This window comes from Saprospiraceae bacterium (genome assembly GCA_016715965.1).
Classification (GTDB): domain Bacteria; phylum Bacteroidota; class Bacteroidia; order Chitinophagales; family Saprospiraceae; genus Vicinibacter.
Map to the genome: position 1 here is coordinate 3,618,497 of JADJXG010000001.1, position 15,726 is coordinate 3,634,222.

The 15,726-nt window shown below is 38.8% G+C and carries 16 protein-coding genes and 1 tRNA gene; 7 read left to right on the plus strand and 10 right to left on the minus strand.

Going from position 1 to position 15,726, the window contains the following annotated elements; translation table 11 throughout:
* The first annotated feature begins 65 nt into the window (after window positions 1–65).
* The gene (locus tag IPM48_14065; GenBank protein ID MBK9272710.1) at window positions 66–641 is read left to right on the plus strand and encodes a Crp/Fnr family transcriptional regulator; all 576 of its coding nucleotides are present in this window, start codon (window positions 66–68) and stop codon (window positions 639–641) included.
* 60 nt (window positions 642–701) lie between these two features.
* The gene (locus tag IPM48_14070; GenBank protein ID MBK9272711.1) at window positions 702–1,073 is read left to right on the plus strand and encodes a VOC family protein; all 372 of its coding nucleotides are present in this window, start codon (window positions 702–704) and stop codon (window positions 1,071–1,073) included.
* 479 nt (window positions 1,074–1,552) lie between these two features.
* Here IPM48_14070 and IPM48_14075 read toward each other — a convergent pair whose 3' ends face one another.
* The 4 genes from IPM48_14075 to IPM48_14090 form a co-directional block, all read right to left on the minus strand.
* Complete coding sequence (locus IPM48_14075; protein MBK9272712.1) at window positions 1,553–1,825, minus strand: GIY-YIG nuclease family protein; 273 nt, start codon at window positions 1,823–1,825, stop codon at window positions 1,553–1,555.
* Window positions 1,826–1,924: 99 nt separating this feature from the next.
* Window positions 1,925–2,197: a GIY-YIG nuclease family protein gene (locus IPM48_14080; protein ID MBK9272713.1), complete on the minus strand. Its 273-nt coding sequence runs from the start codon at window positions 2,195–2,197 to the stop codon at window positions 1,925–1,927.
* A 142-nt stretch (window positions 2,198–2,339) separates the two neighbouring features.
* Window positions 2,340–2,570, minus strand: a complete 231-nt coding sequence (locus tag IPM48_14085; GenBank protein MBK9272714.1) for a GIY-YIG nuclease family protein — start codon at window positions 2,568–2,570, stop codon at window positions 2,340–2,342.
* 47 nt (window positions 2,571–2,617) lie between these two features.
* Window positions 2,618–2,691, minus strand: a tRNA-Asp gene (locus IPM48_14090).
* Window positions 2,692–4,879: 2,188 nt separating this feature from the next.
* On the opposite strand from IPM48_14090, the gene IPM48_14095 reads away from it, so the two are divergent.
* Window positions 4,880–5,863: an acetyl-CoA carboxylase carboxyltransferase subunit alpha gene (locus tag IPM48_14095; protein ID MBK9272715.1), complete on the plus strand. Its 984-nt coding sequence runs from the start codon at window positions 4,880–4,882 to the stop codon at window positions 5,861–5,863.
* Window positions 5,863–6,756 (plus strand): 4-hydroxy-tetrahydrodipicolinate synthase, encoded by an 894-nt coding sequence (locus tag IPM48_14100; GenBank protein MBK9272716.1) that lies wholly within the window; start codon window positions 5,863–5,865, stop codon window positions 6,754–6,756. The genes IPM48_14095 and IPM48_14100 overlap by 1 nt, the downstream gene beginning before the upstream one ends.
* 106 nt (window positions 6,757–6,862) lie before the next feature.
* Here the strand turns inward: IPM48_14100 and lptC are convergent, their stop codons facing one another.
* Window positions 6,863–7,360: an LPS export ABC transporter periplasmic protein LptC gene (gene lptC / locus IPM48_14105; protein MBK9272717.1), complete on the minus strand. Its 498-nt coding sequence runs from the start codon at window positions 7,358–7,360 to the stop codon at window positions 6,863–6,865.
* Window positions 7,361–7,425: 65 nt separating this feature from the next.
* The gene (locus IPM48_14110; protein MBK9272718.1) at window positions 7,426–9,504 is read right to left on the minus strand and encodes a gliding motility-associated C-terminal domain-containing protein; all 2,079 of its coding nucleotides are present in this window, start codon (window positions 9,502–9,504) and stop codon (window positions 7,426–7,428) included.
* A gap of 210 nt (window positions 9,505–9,714) precedes the next feature.
* Here IPM48_14110 and IPM48_14115 point away from each other — a divergent pair, with 210 nt between their 5' ends.
* From IPM48_14115 to rsmI, 3 genes are read left to right on the plus strand one after another with little or no spacing between them, the layout of a single operon-like run.
* Window positions 9,715–10,368: a CDP-alcohol phosphatidyltransferase family protein gene (locus IPM48_14115; GenBank protein ID MBK9272719.1), complete on the plus strand. Its 654-nt coding sequence runs from the start codon at window positions 9,715–9,717 to the stop codon at window positions 10,366–10,368.
* Window positions 10,365–10,619, plus strand: coding sequence for a phosphoribosylformylglycinamidine synthase subunit PurS (purS, locus tag IPM48_14120; protein MBK9272720.1), 255 nt, complete (start codon window positions 10,365–10,367; stop codon window positions 10,617–10,619). Before IPM48_14115 ends, purS begins: the two co-directional genes overlap by 4 nt.
* Window positions 10,620–10,621: 2 nt before the next feature.
* Window positions 10,622–11,299, plus strand: coding sequence for a 16S rRNA (cytidine(1402)-2'-O)-methyltransferase (gene rsmI / locus IPM48_14125; GenBank protein ID MBK9272721.1), 678 nt, complete (start codon window positions 10,622–10,624; stop codon window positions 11,297–11,299).
* Between the two features lie 167 nt (window positions 11,300–11,466).
* Here the strand turns inward: rsmI and IPM48_14130 are convergent, their stop codons facing one another.
* From IPM48_14130 to IPM48_14145, 4 genes are all read right to left on the minus strand, one after another.
* Window positions 11,467–11,664, minus strand: a complete 198-nt coding sequence (locus IPM48_14130) for a hypothetical protein (GenBank protein MBK9272722.1) — start codon at window positions 11,662–11,664, stop codon at window positions 11,467–11,469.
* Between the two features lie 70 nt (window positions 11,665–11,734).
* Window positions 11,735–12,745 carry a hypothetical protein gene (locus IPM48_14135; GenBank protein ID MBK9272723.1) on the minus strand — a complete coding sequence of 337 codons (1,011 nt, stop codon included), beginning with the start codon at window positions 12,743–12,745 and terminating at the stop codon, window positions 11,735–11,737.
* A gap of 260 nt (window positions 12,746–13,005) precedes the next feature.
* Window positions 13,006–13,614: an HmuY family protein gene (locus IPM48_14140; protein MBK9272724.1), complete on the minus strand. Its 609-nt coding sequence runs from the start codon at window positions 13,612–13,614 to the stop codon at window positions 13,006–13,008.
* 4 nt (window positions 13,615–13,618) lie between these two features.
* The gene (locus IPM48_14145; GenBank protein ID MBK9272725.1) at window positions 13,619–15,685 is read right to left on the minus strand and encodes a TonB-dependent receptor; all 2,067 of its coding nucleotides are present in this window, start codon (window positions 15,683–15,685) and stop codon (window positions 13,619–13,621) included.
* Between the last annotated feature and the right edge of the window lie 41 nt (window positions 15,686–15,726).

The window sequence follows — 15,726 nt, forward strand, 5'->3', positions numbered from 1 at the left end:
CGCAATGTAAACCCGTTTGCCCAAAGTATTCAAAATAGAAAAAGCTTTTCAAAATCAAAAAAAGAATGAGTGCTTTTCTTAACTCCATATACCAACATCCTTTATTGGACCATTTTCATCAGGAATTGATTTCAAATTGTCACAAACATATTTTATTTCAAAAAGGAGAACATTTGTTAAAGCAAAACGATATCTCAAGCGAGTACTACTGTATCGAAAGTGGTTTGGTACAATGTTATGTAATTGGCCAAGAAAATAAAGAAATAACCACAGGTTTTTACGGTTCTGGTTCAATTGCTATAGAATCTTCCTCTTTGTTTCTCCGAACTCCAACAAAGGAAAACATGAAGGCTTTAACAGATCTTGTTTGTTGGAGAATCAGTTTAAGAGATTTTCAAACCCTTTACAATCAAATTGAAGGATTTAGAGAATGGGGTCGTTTGTGGATGTCTTCCCAATTGTTTGAATTGAAAAGCAGGAGTTTATCCATGATTACGGATACTGCCAGAAATCGGTATATAAATTTTATTGAAAAAAACCATGAAATTCTGCGGATTGCTCCTTTAAAATGCATTGCTTCCTATCTTGGTATAACGGATACTTCATTAAGTAGAATTCGAAAAGAACTGATGGGAAAGTAATTTCTTGCCCTAGGGCAAGAACATCGTGAAATCAGAATCTATACCTTTGCTAAAATTTTTATTATGAATAATCCAGTAAGTTGGTTTGAAATTGGCTGTGTAGATTTGGAGAGGGCAAAAGCTTTTTATACAAAAGTCTTTAATGCTGCATTTGAATATGTTCCAATGCCGGATTCCCCTATGTATATGTTTCCCGGAAACCCGGAAAGTGCAGGGGCTATGGGTGCCCTTGTGCAATCTGAAAGCAACAAGCCCTCCTCTGAAGGCACCATTATTTATTTTGGCTCAGAAGATGTTGCAGTGGAAGCAAGTCGTGTTGATGAGTCAGGTGGCAAACTGCTCTTCCCAAAGACTTCAATTGGCGAGTTTGGCTTTATTGCTCAATTTATAGATACTGAAGGAAACCGTATAGGATTGCATTCAAACCAGTAAGAGTGAATTAATGTAGAAATAGTTTTTCTATAAGGATCACCACATTGAAAGCCATTGGTTTAATTTTGATTGATAACATCTCGAATCTTTAAGTAGCTGAATCCAAAATAATTCAACAAATCTACTTCATTCACCCGAATAGATTTTTTACTTCTACATTCAAAAGCCATTTACAAAAATAAGACCAATCCCAATTGTGATTGGCTTATAGAAGAAAATTTGATAAGCACTGTTTTTCATTATTCGATGAAATGTGCACATTCGTAGAAGTTGAAATTTGCATTAAAAGTTCGGTGATCCAATCAAATACTCATAATAAATAACCAGAGGACTTAGACCCCTTGCATGATTTAAAATTTTCAGTTAAAAAAGCTGAAAAAAAATATTTAAAAAAGCCCTTCAATTTATGAAGAGCTTCAATTTTAGCGGACCGGACGGGACTCGAACCCGTCTCCAAGTAAACTTGGGGATGACAGGGCTTAAATTAAGCCATTATTCAATTCATTTTTTATGCTCAAGATCAGTTCTTCAATTTGTGCTCTGCTATACTTTTTTAGTGCTCGCTCTCTAATCAAAGCTTCTTTCTTCGTTGGGTAACTTTGGATGTAGATCAGTTTCCATGGAATTTTTAACATGGTATATCGGGTTTTTCCCCCGTTATGTTGTTCTAATCTATTTATCGGATGTTGTGAGTATCCCTTGTAGTAAGTACCATCTGCTTTGCTTTCAATAATATAGACATAATGTTTCATATTTTCAAAAAAAAACCCTTCAATTTATGAAGAGCTTCAATTTTAGCGGACCGGACGGGACTCGAACCCGTCCCCAAGTAAACTTGGGGATGACAGGGCTTAAATTAAGCCATTATTCAATTCATTTTTTATGCTCAAGATCAGTTCTTCAATTTGTGCTCTGCTATACTTTTTTAGTGCTCGCTCTCTAATCAAAGCTTCTTTCTTAGTTGGGTAACTTTGGATGTAGATCAGTTTCCATGGAATTTTTAACATGGTATATCGGGTTTTTCCCCCGTTATGTTGTTCTAATCTATTTATCGGATGTTGTGAGTATCCCTTATAGTAAGTACCATCTACTTCGCTTTCAATAATATAGACATAATGCTTCATCTTTTCAAAAAAAAAAGCCCTTCAATTTATGAAGAGCTTCAATTTTAGCGGACCGGACGGGACTCGAACCCGTCCCCAAGTAAACTTGGGGATGACAGGGCTTAAATTAAGCCATTATTCAATTCATTTTTTATGCTCAAGATCAGTTCTTCAATTTGTGCTCTGCTATACTTTTTAGTGCTCGCTCTCTAATCAAAGCTTCTTTCTTCGTTGGGTAACTTTGGATGTAGATCAGTTTCCATGGAATTTTTAACATGGTATATCGGGTTTTTCCCCCGTTATGTTGTTCTAATCTGTTTATCGGATGTTGTGAGTATCCCTTGTAGTAAGTACCATCTACTTCGCTTTCAATAATATAGACATAATGCTTCATCTTTTCAAAAAAAAAGCCCTTCAATTTATGAAGAGCTTCAATTTTAGCGGACCGGACGGGACTCGAACCCGCGACCTCCGCCGTGACAGGGCGGCATACTAACCAACTGTACTACCGATCCATTATTTTTTCTTAAATCACTCTTTTGTGATTTGTTTCTGTTTTCTATTTCTGGACTCGAACCCGTCCCCAAGTTCACTTGGGGATGACAGGGCGGCATACTAACCAACTGTACTACCGATCCATTATTTTTCTTAAATCACTCTTTTGTGATTTGTTTCTGTTTTCTATTTCTGGACTCGAACCCGTCCCCAAGTTCACTTGGGGATGACAGGGCGGCATACTAACCAACTGTACTACCGATCCATTATTTTTTCTTAAATCACTCTTTTGTGATTTGTTTCTGTTTTCTATTTCTGGACTCGAACCCGTCCCCAAGTTCACTTGGGGATGACAGGGAGGCATACTAACCAACTGTACTACCGATCCATTATTTTTTTTAAATCACTCTTTTGTGATTTGTTTCTGTTTTCTATTTCTGGACTCGAACCCGTCCCCAAGTTCACTTGGGGATGACAGGGCGGCATACTAACCAACTGTACTACCGATCCATTATTTTTTCTTAAATCACTCTTTTGTGATTTGTTTCTGTTTTCTATTTCTGGACTCGAACCCGTCCCCAAGTTCACTTGGGGATGACAGGGCGGCATACTAACCAACTGTACTACCGATCCATTATTTTTTTTAAATCACTCTTTTGTGATTTGTTTCTGTTTTCTATTTCTGGACTCGAACCCGTCCCCAAGTTCACTTGGGGATGACAGGGCGGCATACTAACCAACTGTACTACCGATCCATTATTTTTTCTTAAATCACTCTTTTGTGATTTGTTTCTGTTTTCTATTTTGGACCGGACCCCCCCCGGGGGGGGAGGGGCGGCAAACAAACCAACTGTACTACCGTCCGATCCATTATTTTTTCTTAAATCACTCTTTTGTGATTTGTTTCTGTTTTCTATTTCTGGACTCGAACCCGTCCCCAAGTTCACTTGGGGATGACAGGGCGGCATACTAACCAACTGTACTACCGATCCATTATTTTTTCTTAAATCACTCTTTTGTGATTTGTTTCTGTTTTCTATTTCTGGACTCGAACCCGTCCCCAAGTTCACTTGGGGATGACAGGGCGGCATACTAACCAACTGTACTACCGATCCATTATTTTTTCTTAAATCACTCTTTTGTGATTTGTTTCTGTTTTCTATTTCTGGACTCGAACCCGTCCCCAAGTTCACTTGGGGATGACAGGGCGGCATACTAACCAACTGTACTACCGATCCATTATTTTTTCTTAAATCACTCTTTTGTGATTTGTTTCTGTTTTCTATTTCTGGACTCGAACCCGTCCCCAAGTTCACTTGGGGATGACAGGGCGCACTAACCAACTGTACTACCGATCCATTATTTTTCTTAAATCACTCTTTTGTGATTTGTTTCTGTTTTCTATTTCTGGACTCGAACCCGTCCCCAAGTTCACTTGGGGATGACAGGGCGGCACACCAACTGTACTACCGATCCTATTTTTCTTAAATCACTCTTTGTGATTTGCGTTGTTTCTTTTTCGACTGGGGACAGGGCGGCATACTAACCAACTGTACTACCGATCCATTATTTTTTCTTAAATCACTCTTTTGTGATTTGTTTCTATTTTTCGAACCCGTCCCCAAGTTCACTTGGGGATGAAGGGCGGCATACTAACCAACTGTACTACCGATCCATTATTTTTTCTTAAATCACTCTTTTGTGATTTGTTTCTATTTTCTATTTCTGGACTCGAACCCGTCCCCAAGTTCACTTGGGGATGACAGGGCGGCATACTAACCAACTGTACTACCGATTCATTATTTTTTCTTAAATCACTCTTCTGTGATTTGTTTCTGTTTTCTATTTCTGGACTCGAACCCGTCCCCAAATTCACTTGGGGATGACAGGGTGGCATACTAACCAACTGTACTACCGATCCATTATTTTTTCTTAAATCACTCTTCTGTGATTTGTTTCTGTTTTCTATTTCTGGACTCGAACCCGTCCCCAAGTTCACTTGGGGATGACAGGGCGGCAAACTACTCAGTTGACTGACAGTCCTGGATCTACCAAACGTCAAATGAAACGCAAAAGTAGGATATTTTTAAATTAAGTAGTGTAAATTTTAAAAAAAATTGAATTTACCCATTGAACTGACAAAGTTGTAATTTCGCTATTCATTATTTGCGAAAGCATTGGTCAAATAAAAGTTAAATTCTTGGTTTTATGATATTTATGGAATTTGAAAAACCTTTGGAGATCCTTTATGGTCAATTGGATCAGATTAAAAAAATTGCGGAAGAGGGCTCAATAGATATGTCAGATCAAATTGCTGAACTTGAAAATAGAATAAAAACCAAGCGGAAAGAAATATATTCAAATTTAACCGGATGGCAAAAAGTACAGCTTTCTCGCCATCCTGAGAGACCCTACACACTTTACTACATATCCCAAATTTGTAAAAAATTCACCGAATTACACGGTGACAGGCAGATTAAAGATGACAAGGCCATCGTAGGTGGAATTGGCCAAATTGAAAATCAGTCCTTTGTCATTATAGGGCATCAAAAAGGCACCTCTACGAAGCAAAGGAGTTTTCGCAATTTTGGTATGGCAAATCCCGAAGGCTATCGCAAAGCTCTACGGCTTATGAAACTGGCTGAAAAATTTAATTTTCCAGTAATTACATTTATTGATACACCAGGTGCTTATCCCGGCATTGAAGCTGAAGAACGAGGTCAAGCTGAAGCCATTGCCCGCAATTTATACGAAATGGCGCAATTGAAGGTACCGATAATATGCTATATTATAGGAGAAGGAGCTTCAGGAGGTGCGTTGGGAATTGGAGTTGGAGATCGCGTCTTTATGTTAGAAAATACCTGGTATTCTGTCATTTCTCCTGAGTCCTGTTCCTCGATACTTTGGAGAAGTTGGGAGTATAAAGAAAAAGCGGCAGAAGCACTTAAATTAACCGCCGAGCACATGTTATCATTTAATTTAATTGATGGTATTGTAAAAGAACCTTTGGGTGGTGCTCACTCTGACCCAGAACAAATGGCCAAAAATCTAAAAAAGCACATCAAATCTACTTTGGATGAGTTGATCCAATTAAAGACGGAGGATTTGATTCATAAAAGAATTGAAAAATATGTTCACATGGGTAAATTTATAGAGAATGAGACTGGAACAGAAACTGAAAACGTTTCATGATGCCTGACTATAGTTATTTAAGAGGAACGGGTGTGGCATTGATAACTCCTTTCAATTTGGATGGCTCTATTGATTTTTTGTCACTGGAAAAAATCATTGAACATTGCCTACAAGGAGGAGTTGAGACTTTGGTCAGTATGGGAACTACCGGAGAAAGTGTAACGCTTACTCCGACTGAAAAATCTGAAGTAATTAGGTTTACCATCCGACAAAACAAGGGAAGGGCGAAAATTATGGTTGGCGTTGGTGGGAACAATACAGCAGAGTTGGTCAAAGAACTTAAAGAACTTGACCCTAGTGGCATTGATGCTATTTTATCCAGTAGTCCAGCCTATAATAAGCCAAGCCAGGAAGGTATTTATCAACATTACATGAGTCTGGAAAATGCCAGTTCTTTGCCAATTATTATTTACAATGTACCAGGTCGTACTTCTTCCAATATTACAGCAGAAACCTGTCTTCGGCTTGCCCACCAATCGGATAAATTTGCAGGAGTCAAAGAAGCATCAGGTGATTTGGCACAAGCCACCAAAATTATCAAAGATAAACCAGGGCATTTTTTAGTATTATCGGGCGATGATCCATTGGCACTTGCCCTTATGGGTCTTGGCGGGGATGGTGTTATTTCCGTTATTGCAAATGCATATCCAGAATTTTCTCAAATAATTCGGGAAGCTCTCAGTGGAAATTTTAATACAGCAAGAATTCTAAACCACCGTTTATTTGATATCCACAAATGGTTATATGTTGATGGAAATCCTTCAGGCATTAAAGCGGCGTGTCATTTAAAAGGGCTCTGTGAGAATAAACTTAGACTGCCACTAGTTCCTATGTCAGAACAAAATTTTATTAAATTGAAAGAAGAAATGCAAAGGGTTTATAACAACAACTAAGCTTTCTACCTTCAATTTTTGTTGCTTCTTTTTATTATTCACTCAACATAATTTGACTTGTAAGTTTAAAAGAATATTGCAAAACCAATAAATCATTCAGAGATCCTTATTCCTCTTTTTCTTCATCGATTTCTCCGAGGATTTTCTTTGATGGAAATCTAGCTTCTGTTGATAGCATAAGCCCTTTCGTAAAATTTTGATCTGACTCAAATCCGTACGCATGTATTACTTCCTGATCGCGGGATAGCCTTACAAATTTATAAGTATATACTTTCCTTGCGCGTTCATCCCAGACCAATTCTGAAGTTTCAAGTTTTTCACCTTTTGGATTGTCCAAAACGACATTTTCAGAAAGGTAGGTTTTTCCTTCTTCGGGTACACGTATGGCATATTTAGAATGTAGTATATTGGTTATTTCACCATTGGAATAGAAAATGGCTTTCATTCCATTCGGAAATTCATCCTTGCTTGCACCTTGTTTATAATGTCTGATCATAACTGGTGCTATTACCCTTAAGATTAATTTACCAGTATCCGTGTATATTAATTCAACTTCTGTGAGATATTCCTTATCCAATAGTTCTACAGCTTCTTGATCAGACATCTCTTTGGAAGATTCTCGACAAGAAAAGCATATTAAAATTAAAAAGAATTGAAAATAGATCCGAATCATCGAATTACGGTGATGTCTCCAGAAAAATCTACTACCACATCATCTATAAATCTGGCTTTAACAAGCCAGGCATAAACACCCGGCAAGGCAAACTGAGCACCGATTTTGCCATCCCAAAGTTTGAAATGTTCACCGGAAGGAATATTTTCTCTTTTATAAACCCTGCCACCCCAACGATCATATACTTCCACTAAATCAAATCCTGCCAAACCTTGATCCATGGTACTAGAAAAAAAATCATTGATGTTGTCTCCGTTCACTGAAATGACATTTGGAAAATACAGGGGATATGGTTTATTTACTTTGATAAAAACAGAATCAATGCCAACACAACCGTTCAGATCAGTGGCTGTCACTTTTACATAACCATCCTTTAGTGGAACAAAATCAATGGATTGACAGTCTGTGCAATTTTGAGGAATTCCTTCCCACGTATAGGTGTATAAATTAGTGGGATTGACTTGAGCGGTTAATTGCACCATGTCCCCTAAAGTAATATTAAAGTCGGGACCCAAGTCTACTACTACTGGAGGTGGTTCGTCAATAAACACATTGACCCAGGTTTCACATCCTTTGGCATCCTGAATAAAAATTCTGTAAGGACCTGCTGCCAGTTGTGCAAGTTCTTTGATCGGGTAATAATTTATACCATCAATACTAAATTGATAAAACCTTTCCTGGGTTTCCTGATCGATGTATGGAGAACCCATTTGGCCACTAAATACTATTTTTCCATTTTTATCTCCAAAGCATTTCACATGAATCACACTATCAATCAGCAACCTTAAAGTAGGCAGATCTTCACAACAGGGCAAAACATCAATTCTTCTGACTTCGGTTAATTTACATCCTGTGTTGGTCTCCAATGTCAGTGTAATGAATTTTTCCCCAAATGAATAATAATTGACGGTATGCGGTCCCACCCCAGAGGCGGTTTGAGGCAAAGCGTCTAATCCAAAATTCCATTCCCTGACTCTGATTCCTCCGCTATAACTGGTAGAATCAACGGCAAAAAAATCGGTATCACATTTGAGACCCTCCGTAGGGAAAACAACAAAATTTGGATCCGGGCCATCAAAATCGCAATTACCCCAGTCCATGCTAAATCCTACACCTGTATTTGAGAAATTATTGATGACCAAAGCGTACGCCTTACCTGCTTGCATTGGTAAAAATTGACAAAACCCATCTTCTCCTGCATTGCAGTTAAAATTTTCAGTGATATCGGTAGAAGTCAAATTAAGACCAGTACTACCTGTGGCGCCAGTGCAGGGAGGTGCAGTCGCATTGCACCGCTGGATTATTTTTCCGGAACAATTGTGAACACCATTGGGTAATTCGTACACCGCAAAGTCAATGTCATCGCTAGGATTGAGAGGAGTGATTGTAAAAGTCAGATTGCAATCCGTTTTGGAAATCCATGTATACCAAGTTGATTGGGATTCTGAAGAATTTGAACCCCCTCCTTCTCCAAGACAAGAGTCATTGGCCTCGTTACGGTCTTGACCAGCGCCGCTAAAGGATTGATTGACAAATGGATTGTTATTACACAAAACTGTTGCATTTCTACAATCTTGTTCTGCCTTAGCAGGAGGGAAAAAGTTATTGATACATATTTGAAAAGTTCCTGTAGAGCCACCCATACCAGCCACGCGGACCAGATAATCCCTGCCTACAATCAAACCAGCCTCATACATAGACAAAACACCTGAGTTACTCAAGCCGCAATTGACTTCTTGTAAGGTTCCACCACAAACACCTGTATAGATAGCAGCCATCATTCGAGGCAAAGTACCTCCTGAATTCCCCGCAGGATTGGCTCCAATAATGGTAAATGCAACATCCGATGCGAAAGCGCGAAAACTGAACCAAACGTCAGGTGCAACTCCTGACCAGCATGTGGCCGCGCCATATCCGGATGGAGTGGCGCCCACCACCGTAAATTCACCAATATTGCTGCAATACTTTGTAATGTCAGAAAGCCTTACAGGCCCATTGCAATCATCGTTGGCTGGTTGTCCAATAATCGCCTGAATGGCAAGCATGTATGTTAAAATAAAAAATAATTTCCTCATTTGTTAGTCGTTGGTCTTTCTGATGACGACATAAGTAACAAAAAAGTGCTACTTTGTATTAAAATTAACGCTAAATTAGCACAAATCGATATATCTTTAGAAGATCCCAGGATATTCCCCATGAAATATAGTACTTTCGATTAATTTTGCCTGAAAATCAGGCTCAGTTTGTTTACCATTCCAAACTTATTGACAGCTTTAAACTTGTTTTTGGGAGCAATCCATTGTGTATTTTTAGCTCAAGGAATCTGGGATTATACCTTTTTACTTTTGGGATTGTGCTTGCTTGCAGATCTATTGGATGGATTAGTTGCCAGAACCTTAAATCAAAACTCAGCCTTAGGAATCCAATTGGATTCTCTGGCAGATGTGGTTTCCTTTGGATTGGTGGCAGGAATAATGAGCTATCAACTTTTGTTATCTCATGATATACCTGGTCTCGCATACCTTGGATTTGTATTAACTTTGGGCGCCGCATTCAGACTGGCCAGATTTAACCTCTCCACACATCTGAATTCAAAGCACTTTGACGGCTTACCCGTACCTGCGATGGCTGTTTTTTTTGCTGGATTAAACCCTTTGGCAAATAGCAACAACTCTTTCAATTATTACAGTTACCTTGGCCCTATTCCAATGGTAATTCTGATCTTGGTTCTGACAGGCTGGATGATTTCTAAATTTCCAGTGATCAAAGTTGAACCTAAACCGCAATGGGTAAAAAATTATCCACTTCTTTGTTTTGTCATTCTGGGCTGTTTTTTATTTGTAATAATGGGATATGCTATTTTTATGTCGGTTGCCATCATTTTTTATTCCTTATATAGTCTATTTAAATTAAATCAAGTTGCTCAAAAATCTTTATGAAAAAATTTCAAATACACATTGACATCATGCCCCACAAAGAATTGTTGGATCCTCAGGGAAAGACGGTTACCCTCAATATATCTCACATGGATATACAAGGAGTGGAGGATGTTAGAATTGGAAAACACATTCAAATGACTGTCAATGCATCAGATGAGGCGTCAGCATCTCAAATTGCAGAGAATTCCTGCAAGAAATTATTGGCCAATTTGATCACTGAAACTTATAGTTACCAAATCACAGAGATTTAACTTTGCTCTATCTTGTTCCTACTCCAATCGGTCATAAGGGTGATATCACCTTCCGCGCAATTGAAGTGCTTCAATCCTGTGATTTGATTCTGGCTGAAGATACAAGGGTAAGTAAACCCTTTTTAAAATCTCTTGGAATCGAAAAAGAGATCAGGAGTTTTCACAGCTATAACGAACACAGGATACAACAAAATATTATCGAATTTTTGAAATCCGGAAAAACAGCAGCTTTGATTTCTGATGCGGGTACTCCAGGTATTTCAGATCCAGCCTTTCTGCTTGTTCGTGCATGTCGCGAGGTGGATATTAAAGTTTGTGCATTGCCCGGTCCAACAGCGTTTGTGCCTGCATTGGTTGCATCGGGTTTGCCCACAGATAAATTTTTTTTTCAGGGTTTTTTACCTCAAAAGAAAGGCCGTCAATCACAATTGAATTGGTTGACCAGCCTCCCCTGTACAATTATTCTCTATGAGGCTCCCCACAGGATTGAAAAATTGGTAACAGAATGTATTTCAATTTTTGGAGAAGAACGAAAAGCTAGCTTTGTCAAAGAAATTTCAAAAATGTTTGAAAAATACTTTTGTGGTACTTTGATTGAAATCAAGGAAAAATTAAAAACAGAAAAAATCGTAGGAGAATGGGTCGTAATTATTGGCCCTCCAAACAAGCGATCAGAATAATTGCATTGGTGTCATTCTTTATCCAGGTTTGGTCTATTTAGTCTGTATATGCTTGTATAATAAATGCCAACAGATAAAAATCCCATTGTAAATGGAATCAATGCAAAATATTCCAGATTTTCTCTTTCATAAAACTCACAAGCCATCCAAAAAGAGTTGGCAGAAATTTACATACAAACCGATAGTTGAATCCAAAATTCAGATGAACGATTGTTGTAATCTTTTACCGCAATCAAAATGGCCACCATCACAGTTGGCAATATCATAAAAAGTCCAAATCCTTTCCAATTCATCAGCCAGGCTGTATCCTTGAGCAACCATAACAAAATATGTATATGCTCAAACTTCCTAGTGGTAGAAATCATGCGTCAATAAACAATCCTATATATAAACTTCGTATGAAACCAATGCCAAAAAGTAAAATTTAATTTTGACTCAACCTTGTGGCAATGCTTTAACATGTGCGATAAAATCAACTCCGTTGGCTTTACCAATTAATCCAGTGGAAATACCTTTTACATCATAGAAAAAACCACTTGGAGAAAGTGATTTGAGCCCATACAATTTTCCGTCCCGATCAATCACTTTAATATGGGTAATATTACCCTCCTTCACAATTCCCTTTACGTCCAATTTACTTCCATCTGGGCCAACGGCTTTTACATCCAGTATCTTCCCATCTGAGCCAATGGCTTTCACATCGGCGTATTTCCCTTTACTGGCAAGGACTTTTATCGGTATCAATTGATCTTTGACAATGGCCTTCACATCTAAGATATGCAGGTCCTGATCTCTTACAAATGCCTTCACATCAAACATTTCACCCCGTGAATCAAATGCCTTCACATCCCATGATCTTCCCTCAGGATGAATTCCCTTAATATTCCATTTTTGCATATTCTCAGAACACATTACCTGAGGGACTGCTTTGAGGTGTGCTTCGAAATTTACACCATTTATTTGAGCAATTGGTTCCCCTTCGTCTTCAAAATTAATTCCTTTCACATCGTGGACAATTCCTTCGGGTGATACTGCTTTGATACCATAATGATCTCCACTTTCATTAATGGCTTTGATGTGCATAACATTTCCACTTCTTCCAACTGCTTTTACATCTAATTTTCGTCCATCCTCTAAAATGGCTTTGACCGCTAATATTTGGCCCCCGGCATCAATTGCTTTAACAGGAAGATATTTCCCATCTGATTCCGGAGGCAAAACCTTTACCGGAGTTTTCTTTCCGTCAACAATCGCAGCAATATTCATAAATTGTAAACTGCCTTGTTCAGGTATCGCTTTAATATCGTAGATCTCACCCTTATTTCCAATTGCTTTTACTTTGATCAGTTTTCCGGAAGGATGAACAGCTTTGATGTTCCAATTGGTTTGCGCAATCGAAGCACTCCATAAAATGCCAAAAGACAGTGCCAGCCATAAGTTTTTCATATTTTCAATTTTAATACCATTTTCAGGCCCACAATATTAGTTCAGAATCAACAAATGATTTTAAGAAATTGATCAATGGCTTTCAATAAGGGATGATTGGAACCAAATAAAGCTTGAATACTAAATGTTCTGCATATTTCAATTTCAATTCGATCAAAAATTAGGTACCAAACAATACCCATGCAATCGAAAAAAAACTCCCCATTTGGCAGATTGCCCTATAGGGAGCTTAAAATAAGCGCGGGTATGCTTGTTTTTCCTTAGAATTTTCTAGAACCGTCAGGTTGATATACGTATCTGAAAGTATAATACCTTGACTCATCGCGAACGGTTGGATTGGCTGGGGCGCCTTTATAATAGGACAATACTTCAAGCTTGGCGTATTTTCCATCAGCAGTTCTAATCAAGATAATTTTTCCAGGTACAGGAGTAAATACCATGGCAGATGGATCGTATTTATACCAACTTCTGTCTACTCCAAAGTTTGGATTATTGTCCACAATGAAGTTGGAAGAGGCAGGTATTTCAGCCAATTCTGAAAAAATACCATCGATTACCAAAGCACCTCCTTGCCCAGGGCCGCTGCTGCCTCCATTGGTAATGATGGTACTCCCCTTAAAACCAATGTCCCATTTGGTGGTAGCACTGTCTGAATTTGCCACCAAACTGCTGTCAGACAAACGATAAAAAGTGAAAACACCCTTGTCTCCTGTTGGCCTCATGGTCACAGGATCGATTCCTGTGTAAGGGTCTGCAGGTAATTCACGCACAATTACTGATGTAACAACTGATGGTGTGACTGGATCGTCTTCAGTGCAGGAAAATATGCTTACACAACAAACGATGATAAAATAAAATACATTTTTCATAAATTTAATTTTTATAGATTGAATATTGAATTTGAATGTAAAAAGTTCTTCCAATTAAAGTTGGGATACGAATGGGTTCTATCTGATTCAATAAATTTTCCCCAACCAGTTGAAAGGTCCAATTTTTGAAAAGTATTTTTGACACCGTCGCATTGAAAATCAAATATCCCGGGATATAGTCATCGTGCCGATCCAGAATTGAGTTTGCATTTTTGTCAGAAGAAGGAATCAACACTCCCGATACATTTCCTGCGGTATTTAGAATTCCAAATTTACCTCTAAAAATGGATCGCAAACTGACATCCCAAGATTTATCCCTGGACCTATAATTGATTTTAAAAGTTGCGTGATGTCGGGATCGGTTGGGTAAACCAAAATAATCAGCCCGCTTAATTCGATAAGTTTCCAGGGTTTCAGGATTTCTACCAAAATATTGGTGGTTATTTATTCCCCTGAGCACCTCTCTGTCAAAAGCCAATAAGAACTGATAACCCAATGCAAGCTGCCAGTTTGAATGACACTGCCAGCTAATTTGAGATTCAAGCCCCTGGGTAAGTGCTCTACTAATGTTGGTATAGCTGTATATGGTTTTTTGATGGGTGGTGATGGCAACAGGTATGGTTTCTATCAAACCTCGCAGGTGATTTTGAAAGAAATTCAATTCAATCAAAATATTATTATTGGGTTTGTATTGCAAACCTAAATTGATAGCGAAAGAAGATTCCGGAGTGATGGTTCCCATTTTACCAGGTGCCTGGAGATAATCCTGAATTCTTCCTTCCTTCTCCAGTCTTTGTAGTTGATCGACGACCACTTCAGTACCGAATACTGCATAGGAGGCAGCCGCATTGTCAAAATTGAGGTAAAGCTGTCTGAAGTCAGGAGCCTTAAAGCCTGTTCCAGTCGATAACTTCAGGTTCAATTTGGACGATGCCATGTAATTTACAGCAAGCTTTGGGCTAAGTTGAGCTCCAAAAGTATTGTTTTGATCCAGTCGCAAACCAGATACCAAAGACCATTTGCGGAATGGTTCCCATTCGTGTTGTCCAAAAAAATAAAAAGTGGCTTGGCGTTGGTCCTTCCCTTCACCGTATCTGGAGGTGCTGACTGATTCATGAATATATCCAGCTCCAGTGGTCCATCGTTGCTTAGTAGAATTGGAATAAACCATTTGAATTTCCGGTCTCAAAAATTGTTGCTCAAATTGATCCCGATAATGCACCTCAGCTGTTTCCAATTTATTGAGGTCAGTCGCTGTTGTGTATTTTGTGAAGTACAATCTTGAAGTCCAATACCATCCGGAAGAAGATCTGTATTTATAAGTCCACTGGAAATTCTGATCCCTGACAGATGAGGACCCATCGACACGGATCGAGTCTATTCCGTTGATCACCTGATAGGCGTTGATCTGATTTTCATTGAAGAAACGACCACTCATCGCCATCTCGTGTCTGGCATTGGGTGTCCAGACCAATTTGGGCATAAGTGCAGTATTGGAAAAAGGAGAAACTGTCTGACCAAATAGTTCAGGAGTAAAATCATATCCATCGGTTCGGTAGTGATTGGCTGACAAACTGATTCTGAGTTTTTGATTTGACCAGGCACCCATCATATTCAGATCGACTGTATTTCTGGAACCGTACCTTGCACTTGTTTTAATTCTGGGTGTGAGAGGTTCATCTGTAATAATATTGACTACGCCTGCTAGAGCCTCACTTCCATATAAACTGGAGGAAGGGCCTTTTACTATTTCAATTTTGCGAATGTTAAAAGTGCCTATTCTACTCAACTCAAGGGAGCCTGTGTATCGGCCAATGAGGGGTTCTCCATCCAGTAAAATCAAGGTATAATCAGGATTCAGACCCTGAATTTGAATGCCATTTCCAAGTCCGTTTACTTGAGGTACAATGACAAGCCCAGCTTGCTCTGAAAGAATGTCTTGCAAACGGGTACTTCCAGCCTGTTGGATACTTTGTGATTTGATGATGAGTGCCGGCATTGGCACTGCAGACAAAAGGCGCTCTGTCCTTGTGGCAGTTACCATCACTTCCTGCAATTGGAGTGAGTCCATTTGAGCATATACAGAAAACTTAGCCAATTGGACCCAGAAAA

Coding starts and splice junctions, on each gene's coding strand:
- IPM48_14080 (MBK9272713.1), bottom strand. CDS start 2,197: ATGAAGCATTATGTCTATATTATTGAAAGCGAAGTAGATGGTACTTAC.
- IPM48_14075 (MBK9272712.1), bottom strand. CDS start 1,825: ATGAAACATTATGTCTATATTATTGAAAGCAAAGCAGATGGTACTTAC.
- IPM48_14110 (MBK9272718.1), bottom strand. CDS start 9,504: ATGAGGAAATTATTTTTTATTTTAACATACATGCTTGCCATTCAGGCG.
- IPM48_14100 (MBK9272716.1), top strand. CDS start 5,863: ATGCCTGACTATAGTTATTTAAGAGGAACGGGTGTGGCATTGATAACT.
- IPM48_14095 (MBK9272715.1), top strand. CDS start 4,880: ATGATATTTATGGAATTTGAAAAACCTTTGGAGATCCTTTATGGTCAA.
- IPM48_14135 (MBK9272723.1), bottom strand. CDS start 12,745: ATGAAAAACTTATGGCTGGCACTGTCTTTTGGCATTTTATGGAGTGCT.
- purS (MBK9272720.1), top strand. CDS start 10,365: ATGAAAAAATTTCAAATACACATTGACATCATGCCCCACAAAGAATTG.
- IPM48_14140 (MBK9272724.1), bottom strand. CDS start 13,614: ATGAAAAATGTATTTTATTTTATCATCGTTTGTTGTGTAAGCATATTT.
- lptC (MBK9272717.1), bottom strand. CDS start 7,360: ATGTCTGATCAAGAAGCTGTAGAACTATTGGATAAGGAATATCTCACA.
- IPM48_14085 (MBK9272714.1), bottom strand. CDS start 2,570: ATGAAGCATTATGTCTATATTATTGAAAGCGAAGTAGATGGTACTTAC.
- IPM48_14065 (MBK9272710.1), top strand. CDS start 66: ATGAGTGCTTTTCTTAACTCCATATACCAACATCCTTTATTGGACCAT.
- IPM48_14130 (MBK9272722.1), bottom strand. CDS start 11,664: ATGATTTCTACCACTAGGAAGTTTGAGCATATACATATTTTGTTATGG.
- IPM48_14145 (MBK9272725.1), bottom strand. CDS start 15,685: ATGGACTCACTCCAATTGCAGGAAGTGATGGTAACTGCCACAAGGACA.